The sequence below is a fragment of the Planotetraspora silvatica genome, assembly GCF_016863315.1.
GTDB classification, from domain to species: Bacteria; Actinomycetota; Actinomycetes; order Streptosporangiales; family Streptosporangiaceae; genus Planotetraspora; species Planotetraspora silvatica.
Window position 1 is genome coordinate 142,722 of sequence record NZ_BOOQ01000024.1, and the last position, 21,912, is coordinate 164,633.

A 21,912-nucleotide genomic window follows, 5' to 3' on the forward strand; every position below is an offset into this window, starting at 1 on the left:
CGGTCGCACTCGACCGTTGCCAGGGACTGCCCGGTAGACGGACAGTCCCTGGATCGAAAGCGTCAGTTCTGACGGATGGTGTTCCTGCCGGGCCCGCCGGAGAGCTTGTCCTTGCCGGGTCCGCCGTACAGCTTGTCGTTCCCGCTGTTCCCGTACAGCGTGTCGTTGCCGCTGTTTCCGTACACGATGTCGTTGCCCTTGCCGCCGTACAGCAGGTCGTTGCCGACCCCGCCGTATATCGCGTCGTTGCCGTCCATGCCGTACAGGATCTGGTTGCCCTTGGCGCCCCGGATCTTGTCGTTGCCCCTGCCGCCGTCCACGCGGGTGTAGTTGCCGGCGGCGTAGATCGTGTCGTTGCCGTCTCCGGCGAAGACCAACGAGGCCTCGCCCACCGAGATGGTGTCGTCGCCCGCCTGCCCGAAGACATTGTTGCCGTCGACCCTGCCGGTGTCGGTCAGCTTGTCCTTGCCGGCGCCCAGGTAGATCACGTTGAAGTAGTAGACCTGACCGGTGGCGTTGTTGAAGGCGACGGTGTCGTTGCCGTCGCCGAGGTCCATCTTCAGAGTGGAGTACGGGTCCTGGCTGTCCAAGGTGGCCACCTTGCAGGAGACCTTGGTGCGGTCCGCGGTGTCGGGGTAGCCGCAGCCGCTCCCGGCACTGATCGGGACGCTGTCGTCGATCACATAGACGATGTTCGTGTAACCGCTGGTGAACGACTCGGTGACGCTCACCTTGTTGGTCTGGGCGGCGGCGGCCTTGTAGAGGAGCACGTTGCCGTTGTCGCCGACCGCGGCGGTGGCCGGCGCCGACGCGGCGCCTGCCGTGGCGGCCAGGGCGACCGAAGCGGTGAGCCCTGTGCAGAGAGCCAGCGTCAGCGCCGATGTGGTGCGTAACACCCGGCGGCTGACGAGGGGAGAGCGCATTGCGAACCTCCATGAGGCATGAGCGGTACTTCCAATACGTTTGACTCCCGGAACGCGCAGTTGGTTCTGCCGGGATCGAGGGGTTCTTCGCCGGATACGCGCAGGTCGAGCCGTCGGACGAGCGGAGTGGAGTCCCTCATCTTTCAGGGACGAGCACGACCTTCCCGGTGACCCGGCGATTGAGCAGGTCGTCCATGGCTTGTCCGGCCTCCGCGAGCGGCCTGGTCCGCGGTGGCATCGGGTCGATCCCCGGCATCGAGAACAGCCTCTCCAGCATGGCCCGGTTCTCGGCGGCGTTGCTCATCGACCATGCGCCCCAGTCGACACCGACGACCGCGCGGTTGCGCAGGAGCACCTGATTGGTGGGCAGCCGGGGGATGTCGCCGGCGGCGAAGCCGATGACCAGGAGCCGCCCGCCTTCACGGAGCGCGCGCAGGGCCTCCTCCGACGAGGTTCCGCCCACCGGGTCGACGACCACGTCCACACCCCAGCGTCTGGCCGTGTCCTTCAGGCCTTCGTAGCCGATCACCTCGTCCGCTCCCGCCTGTGCGGCGAGTTCCCGCTTGCCCTCCGTCGATGCGGCCGCCAGCACTTCGGCGCCCAGTGCCTTGGCCACCTGGACGGCGGCCAGGCCCACGCCGCCGCCGGCGCCCAGCACCAGCACGCGCTCGCCGCGCCGCAGCCCGGCACGCCGCTCCAGCGCGTACATGGCCGTGCAGTAGCTCTGCGCGAACGCGGCCGCCCGGACCGGGTCGAGCTTCTCGGGCAGCGGTACGGCCTGCGCCGCGGGCACGAGCACGTGCGTGGCGAAGCCGCCCAGCCCGGTGATCGCCAGCACCCTGGTGCCGTCGGGGAGCCGCCCCGCCACCTCGAAGCCTGGAGTGAACGGCAGGGGCGGCTTGATCTGGTAGCCGCCGCGTGCCATCAGACCGTCGACGTAGTTGACGCCGGCCGCTTCGACCTCGACCACCACCTGACCTGGGCCGGGGACCGGATCGGGCAGCTCGACCAGCTCGACCGGCTTGCCGTACTCGGTGCAGACGATGGCCCTCATGAGATCAGCTTCGTCGACCGAACATCATTCTGGCAAGATGCCGGCTCCTTCTCGTCGTCGCCGCGATGTTCCTCATCGCCACCGTCGCCGACCGCTCCCTGTCCCGCATCGGTCACGCCGCCGGCGGTGCCGACGGCCGGGCCCCGGGTGGCCTCGATGACCGGAGCGAGAAGGGTGCGCGGCCCGTGCGCCGATAGACGGCCGTCCCTTCCCGGCTTCTTTCGTCTTCTCACGCGCCGCCGTGCCTTCACACCTGTGGGAGGCGGTCGATCGGGAGGCCGAAGGAGCCGAACAGGTCCGCCCGATGGAAGGCGAGCACCGAGGAGACGCCTGCTTTGGTCAAGGTCAGCACCTGGATCGAGTGCGCGTGGAAGGCGCCGCCGCGACCGCGGATGTACTTCGCGAACGCCGGTTGCCCGTTCGCGGACGTCTCCACCATGATCCGCTGGGCCTTCCCGGGTGTCATCTTCGCCCTCAGCAGGCGCAGCACGTCGTCGCGACCGTCGAACCAGGTCGGGATCGGCGGCATCTCCCACCGGGTGTCCTGAGTCAGCAGACCTTCCAGAGCGACCAGGTCCGCCTTTTCGAAGGCCTTGGCGTACTGGTCGAGCAGGGCACGACGTCCGGGCTCGTCCGGCTCGCTGAACTGGTCCTCGGCAGGTGCGATCTTGGCCAGCGCGGCACGGGCCCTCTGGAGTGAGCTGTTGACCGCCGCAGTGGTCGTGTCGAGCAGACCGGCCACCTCGGATGCCTGCCATGCGAGCACATCCCGCAGAATCAGTACGGCGCGTTGCCGCGGCGGCAGGTGCTGCAGCGCGGCGACCATCGCCAGTCGGAGGCTCTGCCGAGTGCCCACGACCAAAGCCGGGTCCGCGCTCGACATCAGGTCCGGGAACGGCTCCAGCCAGCTGGCCTCCAGGGCCTGCGCCTCCAGGTCATCCGGGTCGGTGCCGGGAGCGCCCAGAGCCGACGGCACCATCCGGCGACTGCTGTGCTGCAAGGCGTTCAGACAGACCCGGGTCGCGATTCGGTAGAGCCAGGTCCTGACCGACGAACGCTGCTCGAACTCCGCGAATCCCCGCCACGCCCGCAGGTACGTCTCCTGCACCGCGTCCTCCGCGTCGTGCAGCGAACCGAACATCCGGTAGCAGTGCGCGACCAGCTCACCCCGGTACTGCGCGAACTCGTCCTCGAGGTTCAACTCAACTCCTCGACCGGCTCTTGCCGGGCGGCCTGTGCACCCGGACTCGTACGACGCCGCATGGCGATCCCGAGTCCTGCGAGCGCTCCGAGCAACGACAGTACGCCGCAGACGGCCAGGGCCCGGGTGAACCCGGTGGTGAAGGACTCGTAACCTCCGGCGGCGGCGAACACCGCGCCCAGTACGGCGACTCCGACGACACCGCCGAGTTGCCGCATCATGCTGTAGATGCCCGAGGCGATTCCGACGGCTTCGCGGGGCAGCGCTCCGATGGCGGCGCTTTGCGTCGCGGGCATCGCCATCGAGACGCCGCAACCGGCCACGATGAGCGGCGGCACCAGTTCGGAGTAGTGGACCGCGCTGCCGCTGATCTGACTGATCCAGAACATGCCGACCGCTTGACCGGCCAGCCCGGTCACCACCAGTGGACGTTCACCGATCCGATCCACCAGACGGCCGGCGACGGGCGCCACCAGGAAGAGCGTGGCCGTCCAGGGCAGGAGTCGCAGCCCGGCCTGCAAGGGACCGGAGCCGAAGGCGACCTGCATGAACTGGGCAAGGAAGAACACGGCACCGTAGAGCGCCGCGGTCAGGAAGAAGCCGGCCGCGTTGCCGGCCGAGAACGCCCCCGACCGGAAGAACGCCGGCGGCACCATCGGCTGCGGCGCACGCCTCTCCCAGACCAGGAACCCCAGCGACAGGAGGCCTCCGAGCACGAACGAACCGATCACCTCTGGGCTGCCCCAGCCCGCCGCGGTCCCGCGGACGACGCCCCAGACCAGGCCGAGGACGGCGAGCGTGATCAGCGTCGCTCCGCCCGGATCGAGCCCGCGAGTCTCCCCCCTGCTTTCGGGGATCCACCGGCGGACGAGGAGAACCGCCAGGGCGCCGACCGGCACGTTGATCCAGAAGATCCATTGCCAGGCGAGTCCTTCGGTCACGGCACCGCCGATCATCGGGCCGCCCAGCACCGCCAGACCGGTCAGGCCGCTGAAGACGCCGATCGCCCAGCCGCGGCGTTCAGGCGGGAAGGCGGCGCCGAGCAGGCTCATCGCCAGCGGCATCACGAACGCCGCGCCGATTCCCTGGACGGTCCGGGCGGCTATCAGCAACGGCATCGAGGTCGCCAGCGCACAGGCGGCCGATGCGACGGAGAAGAGGGTCAGGCCGGCCGCGAACGTCCGGCGCCGGCCCCACCGGTCGCCGACCGCCGCCGCGGTCACCAGCAGCATCGCGAAGCTGAGGCTGTAGGCGTTCACCGCCCATTCCAGCTGCTCGATCGAGGCACCGAGATCCTGCCTGATGGTGGTCAGGGCCGCCGCGACCACCAGGACGTCGAGCGCCACCATCACTGAGCCGATCGAGGTCAGGCCCAGCACCCGGCGTTGCTCGGCGGTCGTCCGTTCCTTGCTGCTCACCACGGTCCTCCAGAAGTTCGCTTGTCACTGGTACTGACAGCGGCGCAGGGCCGAACTCATCGCGGCGATGAAATCGGGGTGCCGGCGCGGTCAGAAGAAGTGACAGCCGAAGACAGAGGAGAACCGCGATGACCGCAGCAGTGATCCGCTACCAGACCAAGCCCGAGGCCGCCGACGAGAACCAGCGCCTGATCGAGAACGTCTTCGCGGAGTTGGCGAGCACGGCGCCGCCTGGCCTGCACTACAGCTCCTTCCGGCTGGCCGACGGCGTCACCTTCGTCCATGTGGTCGACGGTGAGGGCCTGCCCGAACTGGCGGCGTTCCAGGAGTTCCAACGCGCCTTCGGTGACCGGCTGGCCGTCGGTCCCACCCGCGACGACGCCATCCTGGTCGGCGCGTACTCGGCAGGGGTGGTGCTCGCGAACGGCTAGCGCGAAGGCCCGGCGGCGAGCCGGGCGCCCCACGGGGCGCCCGGCTCGCTCAGCCACCGAAGTGCCATGTGGCGTGGCCGGCCGGGAGAGCTCAACGGGACAGTGCGCTGACGCCGGCCTTCAGGAACGCGAACGCGATCTCGAGAGCACGCTCCTGCTCGAGGTCGTGCCGGCTGCAGTAGACCTCGTACATCACGGCCAGGGTGGCGGCCGCGACGATCCGGGGACCGACGTCCTCGGGGGAGGCGCCGACGTCGGCCGCGATGGCGGCGGTTCCCTCCTGGATGGCGTCGGCCAGGTGAGCACGCTGCAGGGCCTGGAGTTCCGGGTTGGCGTCGAACATCCGCCGCTGCAGATCGTCCAGGTCGCCGCGGGCGGCGGCCTCGGCGCGCAGCCACTCGCCCAGCACGTCCAGAGCGCTCTGTTTCGGAGATCGTCCCTGTAGCGCGTCGGTGAGCCGTTGCGTGGAGGCGATGAAACGCGAGAAGGCGATGTCGTGCTTGGAACGGAAGTACAACGTCACCGTACGCGGTGCCACATCGGCCTCGGCGGCGATGTCGGCGATGGTGGTCGCGGCGAAGCCGCGCTCGGCGAACAGGCGGTACGCCGTCCTGGTGATCGCGTCACGGCGGCGGGCCTTGCTGCGCTCGCGCACTCCTCCGACGGACATGCGCCCCACGATACCCCCCGTCACCGTGTATTTACCACGGGATGTAAGTTTGCCGTCGAATGCAATCTTTCTGTGGACGGGAAGGGGTCGGGCCTTGGCCGGACGGCTGTATGGACTGGGGCACTGGGCGGCACGCCGGCGAGGGCGGGTCGTGCTGGCATGGCTTCTGCTGCTCACGGTGGTGGGGGCACTCGGGGTGACCCTGAGCGGCAAGCTCGCGACGTCGTTCTCGGTGCCTGGAATCGAGTCCCAGAAGGCGCAGGACCTGCTGACGAAGGAATTCCCCGCTGCCGCAGGCGGCACCGCCCGCGTGGTGTTCGCCGCGCCGGCGGGCAGCACGCTGGACGAGCCGGGCATCGCGAAGGCCTTGACCGCCGGCTTGGAGAAGGCCCAGGCCGTACCCGGAGTCGAGCGGGTGTCGAACCCGGCGCAGACGCGCACGATCTCCGCCGACAAGCGGATCGGCTACGCCGACGTCGTGTTCCGTGAAGCTGCGGCGGACGTGCCCGAGTCGGCGAAGGACGAACTGACCGGCGCCATGGAGCCGCTGCGCGCCGCGGGCGCCCAGGTGGATTTCGGCGGATCCGTCATGACACCGAAAACCGAGGTGGGCGGGCCGGGTGAGATCGCCGGCGTGGTCGTCGCGTTCGTGGTCCTGGCCGTCGCGCTCGGGTCCCTGGTCGCGGCGGGGTTGCCGCTGTTGACCGCCCTGGCCGGGGTGGGGGTCGGCGTCTTGGGCGTGCAATTCCTCTCCCGGTTCGTGGAGATGACCAGCACCGCCACGATCCTCGCGCTCATGATCGGTCTGGCCGTCGGCATCGACTACGCCCTGTTCGTCATCACCCGCCACCGTGAGCAACTGGCGGAGCCCGGCAGCGACGTCCATGACTCCATCGCGCGCGCCACCGCCACGGCCGGAAGCGCCGTGGCCTTCGCCGGAATCACCGTCGTGATCGCTCTTTCGGCGTTGGCGTCCACCGGCATCCCCTTCCTCGCGATCATGGGATTGGCGGCGGCGGCCACCGTGCTGATCTCCGTCGCCGTAGCGCTCACCCTCCTGCCCGCGCTCCTCGCCTACGCCGGTGAACGCCTGCGTCCGCGTCCCCGCACGCGTGGCGGGGAGCCGGGTGCCTGGGGCCTCGCATGGGCGCGCGTCGTCACCCGCAGACCCGTTCTCGTCCTGCTGGTCGGAACCGTGGCGCTACTCGCCGTGGCCGTGCCCGCTCTGAACCTGCGCCTGGGCCTGCCCGGCAACCAGAGCCAGCCGGCCGCGAGCACGCAGCACCGCAGCTACGACCTGCTCTCCGAGGGGTTCGGCCCCGGCTTCAACGCGGCCTTGTCCGTGGTCGTGGCCGACGTCCCCGCCGACCGCGCCAAGAGCGTCCTGACGGAGCTGCACACCACCCTCGCCGCCGATGGAGACGTGGCAGCCGTCGCACCTCCCGTCACGAACGGCGACGGTACGGTCGCCGTGATCGGCGTGGTGCCCAAGACCGGCCCTGACGATCAGGCCACCACCGACCTCGTCCTGCGGCTCAGAGCCGACCACCATGCGGTGACCTCGGCAGGCGGGACCATGTACGTCGCCGGCACCACGGCCGCGGCCATCGACCTGGCGGCGAAACTCTCCGGCGCGCTGCCGGTGAACATCGGCATCATCGTCGTCCTGGCGTTGATTCTGCTCATGTTGGCGTTCCGGTCGGTGCTCGTCCCCGTCAAGGCGGTCCTGGGCTTCCTGCTGTCGATCGCCGCCAGCCTCGGCGCCGTCGTCTGGGTCTTCCAAGAGGGCCACCTCGGCGGCGTTTTCCAGGTGGCCGCCGCAGCGCCCCTCCTCTGCTTCCTCCCGGTCCTGCTCATCGGTGTCCTGTTCGGACTCGCCATGGACTACGAGGTGTTCCTCGTCTCCCGGATACGGGAGCACTACGCGCACACCGGCAACGCGCGCGAGGCGATCCACCACGGCCTCGCCCGCAGCGGCCGTGTCGTCTCCAGCGCAGCGCTGATCATGGCGGCCGTCTTCGGCGGATTCATCTTCAGCGCCGACCCCATCATCAAGTCCATCGGCTTCGCTCTGACCGTCGGCGTGCTCATCGACGCCTTCGTCGTCCGCTTGACACTCGTGCCGGCGGCCATGGCTCTGCTCGGCGCCCGAGCGTGGCGACTTCCCCGCCTGATCGACCGCGTCCTGCCCCATGTCGACGTCGAAGGCGGCTCGCACGCCGGAAGCGCCGCCCAGGTGCATGAGCGAGTCTCGGCTTAGGTGTCCGGCTGCCGCCACCCCTACTCGAGCCGATGGGTCAGTGGGGGTGGCGGCCGGTGTCAGGCCTGTGCCGGAGAGGTGATGAACATCCGCCGGCCGGCGAGCATCAGCGCCGCGCCCGCGGTGACTCCGCACGCGCCCATCGCCGCGGCGACGGTCGGCCCGCCGTGGAGCAACAGCGAGCCCCCGGCGGCCGAGCCGCCGGCGATGCCGGCGCCGACCAGGGTCACCAACCAGGAGAACGCCTCGGTGACGGTTCCCTCGGGGGCGAGGTCGCCCACCATGCCGAAGGAGACGGAGAGCAGCGGTGCGAAGAAGACCCCGGTGACGACGGCGACCACCGCCATGCCGATCGGTCCGGGCACGAGGGCCACCAGCCAGTAGGAGGCCGCCATGCCGAACGCCAGTAGCGCCGCCTTCCGCGCGGGTGCGGCCTGCCAGTGGCGCGCGCCGTAGGTCCCGTAGCAGACCGCCCCGACGAGGGCCCCCGTGGCGTTCAGCGCCAGCAGGGTCCCGGCTCCGCCCGGAATGTGGTGGGAGTCGGCGTAGGCCACGCTGAAGACGTTGAACGACCCCACCGCCAATCCCGCACCGGCCAGGCCGAGGATGAGCAGCAGCAGGGCGGGGCTGTGCAGAGCACCGAGCCAGTGCGGCGTCCGCACGGCCGGTGCCCATGATCGTGAAGGCTCCGAGGTGCTCATCACGAGGGCGCCCACGAGACCGAGGATCGCCGACACCCACAGGGCCGCCCGGGGTGACCCCGCCGCCGCGATGCCGGTCACCGCCAGCGGTCCGGCGATGAAGAGCAGTTCCTGGGCGCCGGCGTCCAGGGAGTAGGCGGATTCCAGTTCGCGGGGCTCCACCAGTCGCGGCCACAGGGCGCGCAGGCACGGCTCGAGGGGAGGGGTGGCGGCTCCGGCGATGATCGCGCCGAGGAAGGCGAGTGTGGTGCTGTGCGGTGCCAGCGCCAGCACCGCGTATCCGCCTGTGGCCACGATCGCCGAGGCGGTGAGGACCTTCGGTTGCCCGAGACGGTCGACGCAGCGTCCCAGGAGCGGCCCCGCGATCGCCTGCGCCACGGCGAAGGTTCCGGTGACCAGGCCCACGGTCGCGTAATCGGCGCCTACTTGTCGGAGTGTCAGCGCGATGGCCAGCGCGGCCATCGCCGCGGGGAGGCGCCCGATCAGGGAGCCACCCAGGAGACGGCCGACGTAGGGACGGCGCAGGACGACGGTGTACGGCATGGGGATCCTTGCAGCGGGGTGGACGACGGCTGCGGCCCGACGCGCATGCGGGCCGTGAGCGGAGGGCGGGGAGGGCGCCGCTCGTGAGCGGGGAGCGGGAGGGTGCCGCTCGTGAGCGGGGGGCGGGCAGGGTGCCGCTACCCGGTCTGCAGGATGGACAGGTGGCCTGCCCGGCTGAGGACCAGGTGCTTGGCGAGGTAGCACGGCGCGCCGTTCAGCGCGGCCGTCTGCGTCACGATCAGGACCGGCTCGCTTGTGGAGGTTCCGAGGAGTGCCGCGCGTGAAGCACCGGGAACGCCCGGCGTGATCCGGACGGCTCCGCGGCCGATCTGGGATCCGTACCTGCTCAGGAGGATCGACAACAGGCTTCCGCCGCCGGTCGCCCGCATGGCGGCGGCGATGGCGTCGCTGTTCTCGGCGTCGATCGCCCCAGCGGCGGGGAAGTGCTCCTGACTGAGCGCGACCGCCTCGCCGTCGCGGGACAGGACGGTCTCGAAGAACCAGGTCGCCGCGTTCGCCCGCAGTCCGAGTCCTTCGGTGACGAAGGTGGCGGACAGCTGTTGGAGCGTCACTTCGCTGCGGTGGAGTGCGACCGGAGACGTCGGCGTTCTCAGCAGCTCCTCGAGCGGCCGGATGCGTTCGAGCCCTCTCGGCGGGAGGGCGTCGGCCACGAAGCGGCCGACGCCGCGGCGGGAGAAGAGGAAACCATCTTCGTCCAGGAGCATCAGGGCCTCACGCACGACAGTGCGGCTGACCCCCATGAGCTGTCCGAGTTCCGTCTCCGTCGGGATCATGGACCCGGGCGGCAGCACCCCCGAGCGGATGGCGTCGAGGATGCGGCTGTGGACCCGCGCCCGCAGCGGGACACCGGAGTCTCGCGGGATCTCCTCGGACAGGAAGGAGAGGCGGTCGACCACGTGGCATCGTCTCCAGGGGTGCGGGCCAGGTTGTTATACAAGCTCATCATACAACCCTGCCGAATTCTGGAATGTCTGCCTTGCGATGGCGTGCGCGAAACAGTCCGCGGACTGCTGGCCGGTACCCCGATCGTCGACGACGCGACCGTCGCCGTCGGCGCTATCCGGCCCCAGGGCCGATGGGCGGCTCCTCGATCGGGAACAGAATCGGGCTGAGCAGGTATTGCGCACGGTCCGGCGCCGGATGGTTCGCCAGCCGGGGGGCGATCGCACCGCGCAGTTCGCCGATCATCTCCAGGAGCTCGTCGTGGCTGAGCCAGACCGCATGCTGCCGGTAGCCGACGAGGTCTGTAGCCGGGTCGACGTGGTCGCGGTCGAGGTAGGCGTTGAACTCGGCCAGTAGGGCGGCCATCGCCGCGGCGAATCCGCGTCGATGATCGTCGAGCGTCAACGTCTTGATCGTGTCGGCGTCGATCACCGCCCGGTCCTGACGCAGCCGGTATCGGCGCTCCACCGCGCCGCGTACCCGCCGCTCGTCGGCCACCTCCAGGATTCCCCCGGCGGTGAGCAGGTCGACGTGCCGGTAGACGGTGGCCTTCGACACATCGGGAATCCGAGCGCACAGCTCGGAGGTCGTCAGCATCCGTCCTCCGCGCATCGCGTGCACGACCCGCAGCCGCACCGGGTGGGCCAGAAGCTCCAAGGTGTCCATTCGCCTACGATCTCACATGTGTTACCTTTCTCAAGTATGAGAATGGATGTGATGGGGATGGCGCCGGGAATCGGACCGGGGGCAACCGGCGTCGGGGTCGCCGAGATGGCGCGCGACGGACGCTTCGCGGAGATCGAGGATCTGTTCGCGCCGCCACTGCGGGCGGTCGTCACCGCTGAGAGATTGCAGGCCGCCTGGGCGGCCGAGGTGGGAAGGCACGGATCGGTTTCCGCCATAGGGGAGCCGCAGAGTGAGCCGCGCGAAGCGGGGCTGGTCCGCGTGAGTGTCCCGGTGACCTGCGAACACGGGGGACTCATCATGGTCATGTCGGTCGACCACGCCGGCATGCTGCACGGTTTGCGTCTTGCGCCTGCGGCCACCACGTCGTGGACACCCCCGCCCTACGCCGTCCCGAAGAGATTCGGCGAGCGTGAGGTCACGATCGGTGCAGGTCCCCTTGCCGTGTCCGGCACGTTGAGCCTGCCGCGTGGACGCGGTTCGCGACCGGGCATCGTGTTGCTCAGCGGAGGAGGGCCGTTCGACCGCGACGCCACCAGCGGGCCCAACAAACCGCTCAAGGATCTGGCGTGGGGGCTGGCCAGTCGCGGTGTGGCGGTGTTGCGGTTCGACAAGGTGACCCACACGCACAACAGCCAGGTGACGAACGCGCCCGACTTCACGATGACGGACGAGTACGTGCCACACGCGGTCGCCGCCGTCCGTCTGCTCCAGGACCAGTCGAGTGTGGACCCCACGCGGGTCTTCGTCCTCGGCCACAGCATGGGCGGCAAGGTCGCCCCGCGTGTCGCGACAGCCGACGCGTCCGTCGCCGGGTTGGTGATCCTGGCCGGTGATGCACAGCCGATGCATCAGTCCGCCGTCCGCGTCGCCCACTACCTCGCCTCGCTCGATTCCAGCCTGATCACGGACGCCGACGTCGAGGCGATCACACGCCAGGCGGCGATGGTCGACAGCCCCCATCTGTCTTCCGCCACGCCGGCCGCGGAACTGCCGCTCGGCCTGTGGCCGGGCTCCTACTGGCTGGATCTGCGCGGCTACGACCCGGTCTCGACCGCGGCGGTGCTCGACAAGCCCATGCTCGTCCTCCAGGGAGGCCGCGACTATCAAGTGACCGTTGAGGACGATCTCTCACGGTGGAGGGCGGGCCTCGCTCATCGGCCGGATGTCACGATCCGCGTCTACGCTGCCGACGACCACCTGTTCTTTTCCGGGACAGGTCCCTCCACGCCCGCCGAGTACGAACCGGCCCAACACGTCGACCCGGTCGTCATCGCAGACATCGCCGAGTGGCTGACAGCAGGCCAAGGCAAGATCACTCGATTCCTGTCCAGCCTCAGGCGCCTCAAGAACTGACCACGCCCCAGTGGCGGTGCGCGGTCACTGATTCGAGCACGCCGATCAGACGGGCAGGGTCGCGGTCAGCGGCGCGCCGATCTGGATGTCGAAGTACGCCACGAGATCGTCTTTGCCGACGGATCCCCGACGCGCGTCGATGATCACGATTGTTCCGGCCACGATGCCGGTGAAGCCGGTGCCGGAGCGGCGGGACTGTTCGATGCGCTCGGTGACCGGGCGGCGAACCGCCTCGGTGAGAAAGGTGAGGCCGTGCGGGAACTCCTCGCTGAGCAGATGCCGTTGCCGCCCCGACTCGATCAGGCTGCCGATGCCGAACTGGGCCGAGACGATCTGATCACCGCGGAGGGTGACACGGAAATAGCCGTTCGACTGGGGGCGGTTGCAGTTCTGCTGGGGTGGATAGAAGCAGTCGTAGCCACCGGCCAGAAGATCGTCGACGGCGGAGCTCATCGTGGTCGCGTAGTGCTCAGAGCCGAACGGCCAGCGCCGCACGGAGGTGTCCCGGGCGGTGACGACCAGTCCGTTGAGCCCGTCGTAGCTGTAGTCCGCGTGCGTGTCCCGCCAGCCCGTCCGGGGAATCTCGCCGCTCTGCCGCCCCGTCCGGGTCAGGAGATCGCGATCGAAGTCGTCGATCTCCTGCCGGGCGCGATCACCGGCGTCTGGCCAGATCGCGGTCAACGCCGGTGCCGCGGCTGCGGCGACCTGATTGTCCTGTTGGTTCACCGGCTGCTCGGTGTACGGGAACCACGCCCAGGCGAGCCGGTCGTCGCGGTCGAGCAGGAACTGCGCCACCTGCGGATGAACCGTGTCCGCCTCGTCGCGGCGACCGATCCGGCACCACAGGGCACGGCTGTCCGCATCGGCTCGAACCTGCGCGCAGAACCAACCGGCCTCCCTCAACGGCCGAGTGAGGGCCCCGGCCGTACCGTCGGTCGGGGCCGGCACGGCCTGCGAGTCCTCGCCCGACCCGTCGTGGTCATAGACGCCGGCGGGCGGCAGCGCCGGCGGCTCGGCCGATCGGGTGCAGCCGGTCAGAATGAGCGGGCCGAGAATCATGATCACAATGGCGACGATGATCGTGCGGATGGCCGGCCGACGGCGTGTGGTCGTGGGGAACGGACGGGACACGGGTTCATCGAAGCCGCTGGATCAGTGATTCGGCAACTTCGGCTATCAGGCGCAGTGGAGGACCTGCCCGGGCCGGTTACCTACGCCCTGCGCGTCCATGCCTGGAGCGCCACCCACCGTGGGAGGACCGGAGCCTCTGGGAGATCGTGCAGCGTCGCCCCCTGCACTGACCGTTCTGAGTGATGGTGGTCCCACTGACGCTGTTCACCTGCTGGACGCCCCTGACGGTGTTGGGGCTGTTGATGGCCGGTGCGTTCTGGTTGTGCCGCCCGCTGTTGTGGTTCCGGATAGGGCCGGGCTTGTCCGCGAAGCTGGGTGCCGACGCGGCCCGGGCGCTCGCGTTCGCCTGTGGTGCGGCGACGAATCCGGAAAGTGTGACGGCGGCAGTGGTCAGGGCCAGCAGTCGGACGCCGACGGTCATGCCGGCGAATGAGTTCCCTGCACGATGACGACTCATTTCGTCGTGCACCTGCCTCTCGTCCATCGGCGGTCGATCTCTCCGAACGGACATAAAGGACAAAAGGGGCATAACGTGCATACCCTCAGGCTGGGTGCCGGCCTCCTGTCTGGCGGTCTACGGCGGAGATGATTGCTCCTTCTTTGTCGTCTGATGTGGGGAGAGATCATCGGGTCGGGCGGAGCTTCCTCGCGCTGCTGGTTAGTGTCGATGGCATGACCGCCGATACGCCCAAGTCGCTGGTTCTCGTACGGCATGCCAAGTCTGCTTGGCCTGATGCGCCAGATTTGCCCGATCATGAGCGACCGTTGGCCGAGCGGGGGCGGCGGGACGCGCCGCTGGCCGGGCGGTGGCTGCGCGACCACGGTCATGTGCCCGACCGTGTCATCTGCTCCACCGCCCGCCGGACCCGTGAGACGTGGGAGTTGGCCTCGGGTCATCTGAACGCCTCGCCGCCCGTCACCTACGACCGGCGGCTGTACGGCGCGGATCTGCGGCAGTTGCTCGATGTCGTGGCGGAGAGCGGCGGTGACATCGGCACGCTGCTTCTGGTCGGGCACGACCCGGGCCTGTGGGAATTGGCGCTTCACCTCGCAGGTGATCGCGCCGGGGACGCCCTGGAGCGGGTGCGCGTCAAGTTTCCCACCGGCGCGATCGCGACTCTGGCGATCACATACCCATGGGCCGAACTCGGCGCGGGTTCGGCGGAGCTGACCGACTTCGTCGTCCCGCCGCGGCATGGTCGCCCGCATCACTACTAATCCTGGGGTCCGCCGACCCGATCCCCCCGTCGATGTAGCGCTGTACGGGGAAGCCGCCGCTCTGTGTACCACTGGTACGGTGTGCACATAAAGGGGCAAATGGGACGGTGGCGGGCGGAATGACGGATAGACAGGACGCCCGTCTGGCGCTCCTGGACAAAGCGGTGGCATATGTCGACGAGCACGGCCTCAACCGCGTATCGCTGCGAGATCTGGCCCGGGAACTGGACACCAGCCACCGGATGCTGATCTACCACTTCGGTTCCCGGGACGGACTTCTGTCGGCGGTCCTGCATCGGATCCGCCAGGACCATCAGCGCACCGTGCCCGCCGACGCGGGGGTGGGCAGGCGTAAGGCCCTGGATCTCCAGTGGCGTGCCTGCACCGCCCCGGAGGCGGAACATCGAGTCCGGGCCTTCTTGTACGTGCTGGGACAGGCGGCCCAGGAGGCTGAGCCGTACGAGGAGTTTCTGGCGTCGTTGAACCAGTGGATCGGCCCGCTGACCGATCTGGGCGTCGCCGAGGGGTTGGACGAGGGCACGGCGCGGGGGCAGGCGGAGTTGGTGAACGCGGCCGTGCGCGGCCTGCTGATCAGCCTTGTCGTCACCGGGGACAGGGACGGCGCGGAGAGCGGATTCGTGGCCCTCCAGCGGCTCTTCGACGAGAGCGTGACCCGATGACCGTCGTCGACGGGCCGAAGGCCTCAGGGCAGGCGGGGGAGCCGTCCGCGCCCGCGGGCGAGGAGGCCAGCGAGATCATGCTGATCGTCCTGCGCATGGGCGAGTTGCTGCTGAGAAGCGGAGCACCCGCGGCCGACGTGGTGGCCACGATGACGGAGGCCGCCGAGTCCCTCGGGCTGCGGAACTGCGCGGCGGACGTCACCTCGGGCTCGATCGTCCTGTCCTACCGAAGCGGGCCGCGGGCGGTGCCGCTGACCGAGATCAGGGTCGTCCGCGCCGCAGTTCTGGGATACGCGCGCATCGAGGCCCTGCACCGCCTCGCCGAGCAGATCAGAGGCGGGCGGATGGACATGCCCACGGCCTCGGCTCGTCTGAGCGAGATCGAGGCCGCGCGGCCGGCTCATCCCGCGTGGCAGGTCACCCTGTCGTGGGCGTGCCTCGGCGGGTTCTTCACCGTGATGCTGGGTGGCGGGCCGGTGGTGTTCCTGGCCGCCGCCGGCGTGACCGCGTTCATCGACCGCGCCGGTCGCCGGCTGTCGCGCCGTGGCGTCCCCGCCTTCCACCAGGCGGTACTCGGCGGAGCGGTCGCCACCGCTGTCGCGACCGGGCTCTTCCTCTCCGGCGGGACGACCCAGGCGCCGCTCGTCGTCGCGGGCGGAATCGCGATGTTGCTGCCCGGGCTGTCGTTCGTCGGTGCGGTGCAGGACGCGATCGCGGGCTATCTGGTCACCGCCGCCGCGCGGGCGATGGAGACCGCGGTGGTCGTGGCCGCGATCGTGGCCGGGGTGGGAACGGTCCTGTACGCCGCGGTGCGTTACGGGCTGCGCGTCCCTCAGGTTCAGCCGGACGGATTGACGCCGCACGGTTGGGCCGGACTCCCGGTGGAGATTCCGGCCGCGATGATGGTCTGCGTCTGCTTCGCCTTCTGCGTCCAGGCGACGCGTTGGAACATGCTCACCGCCGGATTGGCGGGGGCGGTGGGCTGGACGGTCTACCTGGTGCTCACCCAGGAGTACAGCCTCCCGTCGGCTCTGGCCACCGCCGTCGCCGCGGTCGTCGTCGGGCTCGGCGGCCATGCCTTCGCGCGGCGCACCAACGGCACGGCGCTGCTGCACACCGTCGCGGGCATCGTGCCGCTGGCCCCCGGTTACACCATCTACCGGGGCCTGCTTCAACTCAGCCACGGCCAGGCCGGGCCGGGATTCCTGGCCATCGGGCAGGCCGCCGCCATCGGTCTGGCGATCGGAGGAGGTCTGACACTCGGCCAGGCGATCCTCAACCGGCCCGCGCGTGCGGTCCCGCAAGCCGAGACGGCGCCCGGCGGTTCGGGACGGCGACGCCTGATCGGTGGTCGTCGGCGGTGAGCCTCGGCCGGCGACCATCCGAGCCGCCCGCACCGGCCGCGACGCCGGCGCATCGTCTGTCAGCGCCGCCGGTCGGCCAGGGACGACGCGAGCTTCAACCAATTCTCCAGGGTGGTGGCGGCGGCCCCGCTGTCGATGGCGTGGCGCGCTTCGTCCAAGCCGGTCGCGAAGGCCTCATGGAGACCTCCGCCGAGGCCGCGGTGGGCGGCGAGGGCTCCGGCCGCGTTGGCGAGGACGGCGTCGCGGGCGGCGCCCGGCTCGCCGGCCAGGACCCGGTGGACGGCCGAGGCGTTGTAGGCGGCGTCACCGCCGCGGAGTGCCTCCGGTGTGCTGCGCGCGAGCCCGAAGCCGGCGGCGTTCAGCGACTCCCGCCGGACTCCGTCGCCGTTGGCGATCCAAACGTCGGTGGGTGCGGCGGTGGTGATCTCGTCGAGGCCGTCCTGTCCGCGCACGACCAGGGCACTGGCCCCCCGCTCGGCGAGGACACTCGCCAGGACCGGGGCGAGGGCCGAGTTGGAGCAGCCGACAAGGGCGGCACGGGGACTGGCGGGGTTGGTCAACGGCGCCAGGTAATTGATGGCGGTGGGGACGCCGAGCGCCTTGCGCACCGGACCTGCATGACGCAGCCCGTGGTGGAAGCGCGGGGCGAAGGTGAAGCCGATGCCGACCTCACGCAGGCACCGGGCGATGTCGTCGGGGGTGAGGTCGAGCGAAAGGCCCAGGGCTTCGAGGACGTCGGCGGAGCCGGCCTTGCTGGACACCGACCGGCCGCCGTTCTTGACGACCGGTACGCCGGCGGCGGCGACGACGATCGCCGCCATGGTGCTCACGTTCACGGTGTGGGCGCCGTCGCCGCCGGTACCGACGATGTCGACGACGTCCGCGCCGTCGACCGGGAGGGGGACGACCCGTTCCATGAGGGCGTCGAGCATTCCGCGGAGCTCCGCGGTGCTCTCACCCTTGGCGCGCAGGGCGACCAGGAATCCGGCGAGCTGAGCGGGGTCGGCCGCGTCGTCCATGACCCGCCGCATGGCCCATCGGGTGTCGTCCGCGGTGAGGTCCTGCCCGCGCAGGAGCGTCGCGAGCAGATGCGGCCAGGAGCGGGCGGGCTCAGTCACTGAGGTCCTCTCGATACGACTGCGAACTCACCGGCGATGGGTGTCGCCGCTCACCGACGAAATCTACCGGGAGACCAGGTGGGGGACCGCACGTCATGCACACGGCCGGACGACGCCCACCGGTCCCGCGAGTGCGGTCGCACGGCCGGTGGCCGCAGTGATCTCCGTGTGGTGGTTCGATCGATCATGCACGCCTGCCCCAGACAGAGCCCATCCGCCTCGCGGCTCTGACCGCGACGACACACGACGCCAGGTAGAGGCCGATCGTCAGAGAGAACACCAGGTGCCACAGGACGTCGCCGCCGAGTGTGAACTCCCCGGTGCCGAGCCATCCGAACGCCGCGAAGACGACCTCGAGCACGGTCAGCACCGCCACCGAGAAGCCCCACGGCATCGCCGGTATGCCGATCAGGAACGCCAGGAAGTTGACGTTCGGTTTCCTGGAGAAGACGGCGGCTACCAGAATTGCCGCCGCCACCAGGGCGTACACCTTCGTGAACGGCGTCAGGTCCAGCCACGACACGGCCGATGCCGCGTTCTGGGCCTCCAATTCCAGGAAACGCCTGCCCGACCCCTGGTAGGCGAAGGTGAGCATGTCGCCGACGACGAGCAATCCGGCGAGCCACACGAGTTGCACCACCAGGAGAACGGCCGACATGACGGTGGCGAGCGTTCTCTGGCCCGAGGGCATTTCGCGCAGACGCGAACGGGCCTCCTGCGCGGTTCCCGCCAGCCACCGGGCCGCCGACCTGGTCGATTTGATCGCGCCCAGCCAGGAGACCACGAAGTTGTAGACGAGGAAGACCGTCACCGCCAGGCCGGGGCCGAGCGTCGCCTCGATGGCCCATTTCCAGACGTCGTCGGGCTGGGGGATGTTCTGCAGGAAATCGTTCATCGATTTTCCTGTCTACGGGGGAGAGGGCGAGGAACACCATAATCACGTGGTCGCCCCGGTGCAGATCGAATAGACGCAGATCGAATAACGGGACGGGACGCCCAACGTCACCGGATTCGGTCGATCACGGCATGGTTCGCGACAGGTTGGCGCCTGTTTTCGACGATGCCGCGTCGCGGGACGCGGAGGTCGGTTCCTGGGGCGTCGTGGTGGCCCACGGGTGGTCGGCCAGGAGCCGGAGGGCCGCGTCGGACGGTGTGCCGGGGACAGAGGTGTAGGTCAGGATGCGGTGCCCGGTGTCGTCGGGCAGGTGGAGGACTTCGAACCCCAGCTCGACGTCGCCGACCTCGGGATGGTGGAACCGCTTGACCCCGGACAGGCAGTTGTGGACGGGGTGTCCGGCCCACAGGGAGGCGAAATCCTCGCTCTTGAGGGTCAGTTCTCCGACGAGCTCGGCCAGCTCCCGGTCGTCGCGGTGGCGGCCGGCGATCAGCCGCAGGGAGGCGACGGCGCGGGCGGCCTCTTCGCCCCAGCAGGCGTACAGCTCGCGCGTGTGCGCGTCGAGGAACAACATCCGCGTCAGGTTGGGCCGCTCAAGCGGACGGTTCGGGGCGTCGAAGTCGTAGTGCCCGGCCAGCAGCGCGTGTCCGAGACGGTTCCAGGCAAGGATCTCGCTGCGGCGGCCCATGACGATCGCGGGCACCTCCGCCATCGCGTTGATCAGACGCACGGTGCCGGCGCGCGCGGCATCCGGCCGGGCGGGGCGGCGCCGCTTGGTCCTGACCGGCCGTGCCAGGTCATGGAGGTGGGCGCGCTCGTCCTCCTCCAGGTTGAGCGCCCGGGCGATCGCGTCGATGACGGCTTCTGAGGCGTTGCCGCTCTGTCCCTGCTCCAGACGGGTGTAGTAGGTGGCGCTGACACCGGCGAGCTGGGCCAGTTCCTCCCGGCGCAGCCCCGGCACGCGGCGGGCGCCGTAGGACTTGATGCCGGCGTCCTCCGGGGTCAGCCGCGCCCGGCGACTGCGGAGGAACTGACCGAGAGCTCCCGCCGCTGACGCATCCGCTCCATTCATGCCCTCCATTGTGCCTATTCGCCCGCTGCGTGCCTGCCCCTGTCAGTGCTAGGCAGCGCGGTGCTCGATTGAGCCGGGTGTGGTCGCGGATCCCGGCCTCTTCCAGAGTCTGAGGCGGGACGGCGGGACCGTCCCCACCGCTCTGAAAGGGATCACCTGGTATGACCAGCCTTCATCAGTCATCCGCCGCCGGCGGTGACATCGCCTCCCGAGGCGGGGTCGGCGACGGCACGTCGCGCAGCCTGCGCATAGGCGGCCGAGAGCGCTTGATCTTGGCCGTGTTGCTGACGGCCGGGTTCACTCTTGCCGTCGATTTCTCCATCCTCAATGTCGCCCTGCCGACCATCGGCGCCGACGTCGGGTTCTCTCTGAGCGGCCTGCAGTGGATCGCGACCGCCTTCTCACTGTGCGCCGCGGGCTTCACGCTCTTCTTCGGGCGGATCGCCGATCTGTTCGGCCGGCGTCGCCTGTTTCTGGCGGGCGTCGCCGTACTCGGCATCGCCTCTCTCATCGGAGGCCTGGCCGGCACGCCGTGGGTGCTGATCGTCGCCCGGGTGGCGCAGGGGCTGGCGACCGCCGCGGTCACGCCCGCGGCACTGTCGCTGCTGACCACCTCCTTCCCCGAGGGCCCGGTGCGGGACAAGGTGCTCGGTCTGAACGGCGCGCTGATGGCGGCGGGGTTCACGACCGGAGCCGTCCTCGGTGGCGTGCTCACCGATCTGCTGAGCTGGCGATGGGCGTTCTTCATCAACGTCGTCGTCGCCGTCGCCGTTCTGGCACTCGCTCCCGTGGTCCTGGCCGAGAGCCGGCCGGGAGACCGCCCCAAGGTGGACGTGCCGGGAGCGGTCACCGTGAGCCTGGCGCTGCTGGCGGTGGTGTACGGACTGACCCAGGCCGGGGAGAGATCCTGGGGGAGCCCGCACGCATACGGCGCGCTCATCGCCGGCGCGGGGTTGCTGGTCGCGTTCTGGGCGATCGAGAAGCGGGTGCCGCAACCGCTGGTGCCGATGCGGGTGCTGCGCCGGCGGACCGTCGGCTGGGGCAACGTGGCCGGACTGGCGGCCTTCGCGACCGAGACGTCCGTGGTGTTCTTGCTGACGCTCTACCTGCAGAAAGTCCTTGGTTACTCCCCTCTGGCCGCGGGTCTGTCCTTCGCGGTGCTGGGTGTGGGCACCGTCGTCGGCGGCATCCTCGGTCCGAGGGTCATCGGCGCCGTCGGCGGCAAGAACGCCCTCGTGGGGGGCCTCCTCGTCCAAGCGGCCGCGACGATCCCGCTGATCTTCCTGGGCGACCGGCCCGGGTGGATCGCCGTGCTGCTGGCCGCGACGTTCGCCGGCGGGATCGCCAACCTGGTCGCGATCGTCGGGTTCATGGTCACCGCGACGTCCGGGCTGCCCGACGACGAGCAGGGCCTGGCCACGGGCCTGGCGACGATGAGCCAGCAGGTGGGCATCACGATGGGCATTCCGATCATGTCCGCCGTCGCCACCGCACGGATTCACGCACTCGGCGGCCCGACCGCGCACACCGTTCTGAGCGGGATCAGCACCGCTCTGATCCTGAACACGGCGGTTTGCGTCGTCGCGGCGGTCCTGCTCGCGGTGTTCTTGCGGCCATCCGGGCGTCTACGGGCGACCGCGTGAGCGCGGTGCCCGTAAAGATCGGAGTGGATGTTCGTCTCGTGCCGGTTCGCGGACGTCCGTAGGCAGACGGCCCGGCCTCGTGGAGATCGACCGGTACGGACGGCCCGGCGTCCAAATCCACCTCGACGCGCACCTCGCCCTCGTCCTCGGCCGCCGCAGGCCTACCGGTGAGGTACGTCCGGGGTGGCCCGGGACGGCTCGTGATGCCCTGCCGGCGTGTGCCCGGCGACGTGCGTATTCGTGTTGATCGCCGCGGCCCGCGTGCTGACGACGAAGCCGGGCTGGAAGTCTGTGGGTTCAGTCTTGGCGGTGGAACATTGGGCGGGGGACGGGGCTCCGTACATCTCTACGTCCGCCACCGCCGTACCGGTGTCCTGTCCGCACCTCTCCCAGGCGAACACATCGCGCACGAAGATGACCATAACGATGATCCCGACGCTGACGAGCGCCACGAACAACATCGTGCTCAACCGTCTCATCGCCGCCTCCAGCCCCTGCTGGATGGACGAAATCGGTACTGGCGAGGATGACCCGAGAGCGGAGGCCATCCGCCGGTCCTAGTCCACCGAGAAGGGGACCATCACCCA

The 21,912-nt window shown here is 69.7% G+C and carries 21 protein-coding genes; 8 read left to right on the plus strand and 13 right to left on the minus strand.

The window, feature by feature from the left end:
- Nucleotides 1-62: 62 nt before the first annotated feature.
- The 4 genes from Psi02_RS18880 to Psi02_RS18895 form a co-directional block, all read right to left on the minus strand.
- The gene (locus tag Psi02_RS18880) at nt 63-923 is read right to left on the minus strand and encodes a calcium-binding protein (RefSeq protein WP_203975859.1); all 861 of its coding nucleotides are present in this window, start codon (nt 921-923) and stop codon (nt 63-65) included.
- A 136-nt stretch (nt 924-1,059) separates the two neighbouring features.
- Nucleotides 1,060-1,977, minus strand: coding sequence for an NADPH:quinone oxidoreductase family protein (locus tag Psi02_RS18885; protein WP_203975861.1), 918 nt, complete (start codon nt 1,975-1,977; stop codon nt 1,060-1,062).
- A gap of 247 nt (nt 1,978-2,224) precedes the next feature.
- Nucleotides 2,225-3,178, minus strand: a complete 954-nt coding sequence (locus Psi02_RS18890; protein WP_203975863.1) for a sigma-70 family RNA polymerase sigma factor — start codon at nt 3,176-3,178, stop codon at nt 2,225-2,227.
- Nucleotides 3,175-4,596 carry an MFS transporter gene (locus Psi02_RS18895; RefSeq protein ID WP_203975865.1) on the minus strand — a complete coding sequence of 474 codons (1,422 nt, stop codon included), beginning with the start codon at nt 4,594-4,596 and terminating at the stop codon, nt 3,175-3,177. The genes Psi02_RS18890 and Psi02_RS18895 overlap by 4 nt, the downstream gene beginning before the upstream one ends.
- A gap of 128 nt (nt 4,597-4,724) precedes the next feature.
- On the opposite strand from Psi02_RS18895, the gene Psi02_RS18900 reads away from it, so the two are divergent.
- Nucleotides 4,725-5,027, plus strand: coding sequence for a hypothetical protein (locus Psi02_RS18900; RefSeq protein WP_203975867.1), 303 nt, complete (start codon nt 4,725-4,727; stop codon nt 5,025-5,027).
- A 91-nt stretch (nt 5,028-5,118) separates the two neighbouring features.
- Here the strand turns inward: Psi02_RS18900 and Psi02_RS18905 are convergent, their stop codons facing one another.
- Nucleotides 5,119-5,697, minus strand: a complete 579-nt coding sequence (locus tag Psi02_RS18905; protein ID WP_203975870.1) for a TetR/AcrR family transcriptional regulator — start codon at nt 5,695-5,697, stop codon at nt 5,119-5,121.
- Between the two features lie 151 nt (nt 5,698-5,848).
- Between Psi02_RS18905 and Psi02_RS18910 the strand changes: the two genes are divergently transcribed.
- Nucleotides 5,849-7,957 (plus strand): MMPL family transporter, encoded by a 2,109-nt coding sequence (locus Psi02_RS18910; protein ID WP_203975872.1) that lies wholly within the window; start codon nt 5,849-5,851, stop codon nt 7,955-7,957.
- Between the two features lie 59 nt (nt 7,958-8,016).
- Here the strand turns inward: Psi02_RS18910 and Psi02_RS18915 are convergent, their stop codons facing one another.
- From Psi02_RS18915 to Psi02_RS18925, 3 genes are all read right to left on the minus strand, one after another.
- Nucleotides 8,017-9,201, minus strand: coding sequence for an MFS transporter (locus Psi02_RS18915; RefSeq protein ID WP_203975874.1), 1,185 nt, complete (start codon nt 9,199-9,201; stop codon nt 8,017-8,019).
- 137 nt (nt 9,202-9,338) lie between these two features.
- Nucleotides 9,339-10,118 (minus strand): GntR family transcriptional regulator, encoded by a 780-nt coding sequence (locus tag Psi02_RS18920; RefSeq protein WP_203975876.1) that lies wholly within the window; start codon nt 10,116-10,118, stop codon nt 9,339-9,341.
- Nucleotides 10,119-10,278: 160 nt separating this feature from the next.
- On the minus strand, nt 10,279-10,830 hold the full coding sequence (locus Psi02_RS18925) for a helix-turn-helix domain-containing protein (RefSeq protein WP_203975878.1): 552 nt from the start codon (nt 10,828-10,830) through the stop codon (nt 10,279-10,281).
- A gap of 36 nt (nt 10,831-10,866) precedes the next feature.
- Here Psi02_RS18925 and Psi02_RS18930 point away from each other — a divergent pair, with 36 nt between their 5' ends.
- On the plus strand, nt 10,867-12,204 hold the full coding sequence (locus Psi02_RS18930; RefSeq protein ID WP_239094983.1) for an alpha/beta hydrolase: 1,338 nt from the start codon (nt 10,867-10,869) through the stop codon (nt 12,202-12,204).
- A gap of 45 nt (nt 12,205-12,249) precedes the next feature.
- Here Psi02_RS18930 and Psi02_RS18935 read toward each other — a convergent pair whose 3' ends face one another.
- Nucleotides 12,250-13,263, minus strand: a complete 1,014-nt coding sequence (locus tag Psi02_RS18935; RefSeq protein ID WP_239094991.1) for a hypothetical protein — start codon at nt 13,261-13,263, stop codon at nt 12,250-12,252.
- 254 nt (nt 13,264-13,517) lie between these two features.
- Between Psi02_RS18935 and Psi02_RS18940 the strand changes: the two genes are divergently transcribed.
- The 4 genes from Psi02_RS18940 to Psi02_RS18955 all read left to right on the plus strand — a co-directional run bounded on the left by Psi02_RS18940 (nt 13,518) and on the right by Psi02_RS18955 (nt 16,597).
- Nucleotides 13,518-13,784: a hypothetical protein gene (locus Psi02_RS18940; RefSeq protein WP_203975880.1), complete on the plus strand. Its 267-nt coding sequence runs from the start codon at nt 13,518-13,520 to the stop codon at nt 13,782-13,784.
- Between the two features lie 223 nt (nt 13,785-14,007).
- Nucleotides 14,008-14,553 carry a SixA phosphatase family protein gene (locus tag Psi02_RS18945; protein ID WP_203975882.1) on the plus strand — a complete coding sequence of 182 codons (546 nt, stop codon included), beginning with the start codon at nt 14,008-14,010 and terminating at the stop codon, nt 14,551-14,553.
- Between the two features lie 119 nt (nt 14,554-14,672).
- Nucleotides 14,673-15,233 carry a TetR/AcrR family transcriptional regulator gene (locus Psi02_RS18950; RefSeq protein ID WP_203975884.1) on the plus strand — a complete coding sequence of 187 codons (561 nt, stop codon included), beginning with the start codon at nt 14,673-14,675 and terminating at the stop codon, nt 15,231-15,233.
- The gene (locus tag Psi02_RS18955) at nt 15,230-16,597 is read left to right on the plus strand and encodes a threonine/serine exporter family protein (protein ID WP_203975886.1); all 1,368 of its coding nucleotides are present in this window, start codon (nt 15,230-15,232) and stop codon (nt 16,595-16,597) included. The genes Psi02_RS18950 and Psi02_RS18955 overlap by 4 nt, the downstream gene beginning before the upstream one ends.
- Before the next feature lie 59 nt (nt 16,598-16,656).
- Here Psi02_RS18955 and trpD read toward each other — a convergent pair whose 3' ends face one another.
- From trpD to Psi02_RS18970, 3 genes are all read right to left on the minus strand, one after another.
- Nucleotides 16,657-17,715 (minus strand): anthranilate phosphoribosyltransferase, encoded by a 1,059-nt coding sequence (trpD, locus tag Psi02_RS18960; protein WP_203975888.1) that lies wholly within the window; start codon nt 17,713-17,715, stop codon nt 16,657-16,659.
- 184 nt (nt 17,716-17,899) lie between these two features.
- Nucleotides 17,900-18,610 (minus strand): hypothetical protein, encoded by a 711-nt coding sequence (locus tag Psi02_RS18965; protein ID WP_203975891.1) that lies wholly within the window; start codon nt 18,608-18,610, stop codon nt 17,900-17,902.
- Between the two features lie 124 nt (nt 18,611-18,734).
- Complete coding sequence (locus tag Psi02_RS18970; RefSeq protein WP_239094984.1) at nt 18,735-19,682, minus strand: helix-turn-helix transcriptional regulator; 948 nt, start codon at nt 19,680-19,682, stop codon at nt 18,735-18,737.
- Between the two features lie 161 nt (nt 19,683-19,843).
- On the opposite strand from Psi02_RS18970, the gene Psi02_RS18975 reads away from it, so the two are divergent.
- Complete coding sequence (locus Psi02_RS18975; RefSeq protein WP_203975895.1) at nt 19,844-21,325, plus strand: MFS transporter; 1,482 nt, start codon at nt 19,844-19,846, stop codon at nt 21,323-21,325.
- Between the two features lie 161 nt (nt 21,326-21,486).
- Here the strand turns inward: Psi02_RS18975 and Psi02_RS18980 are convergent, their stop codons facing one another.
- Entirely contained in the window at nt 21,487-21,804 is a 318-nt protein-coding gene (locus Psi02_RS18980) for a hypothetical protein (protein WP_203975897.1), read from the minus strand.
- Between the last annotated feature and the right edge of the window lie 108 nt (nt 21,805-21,912).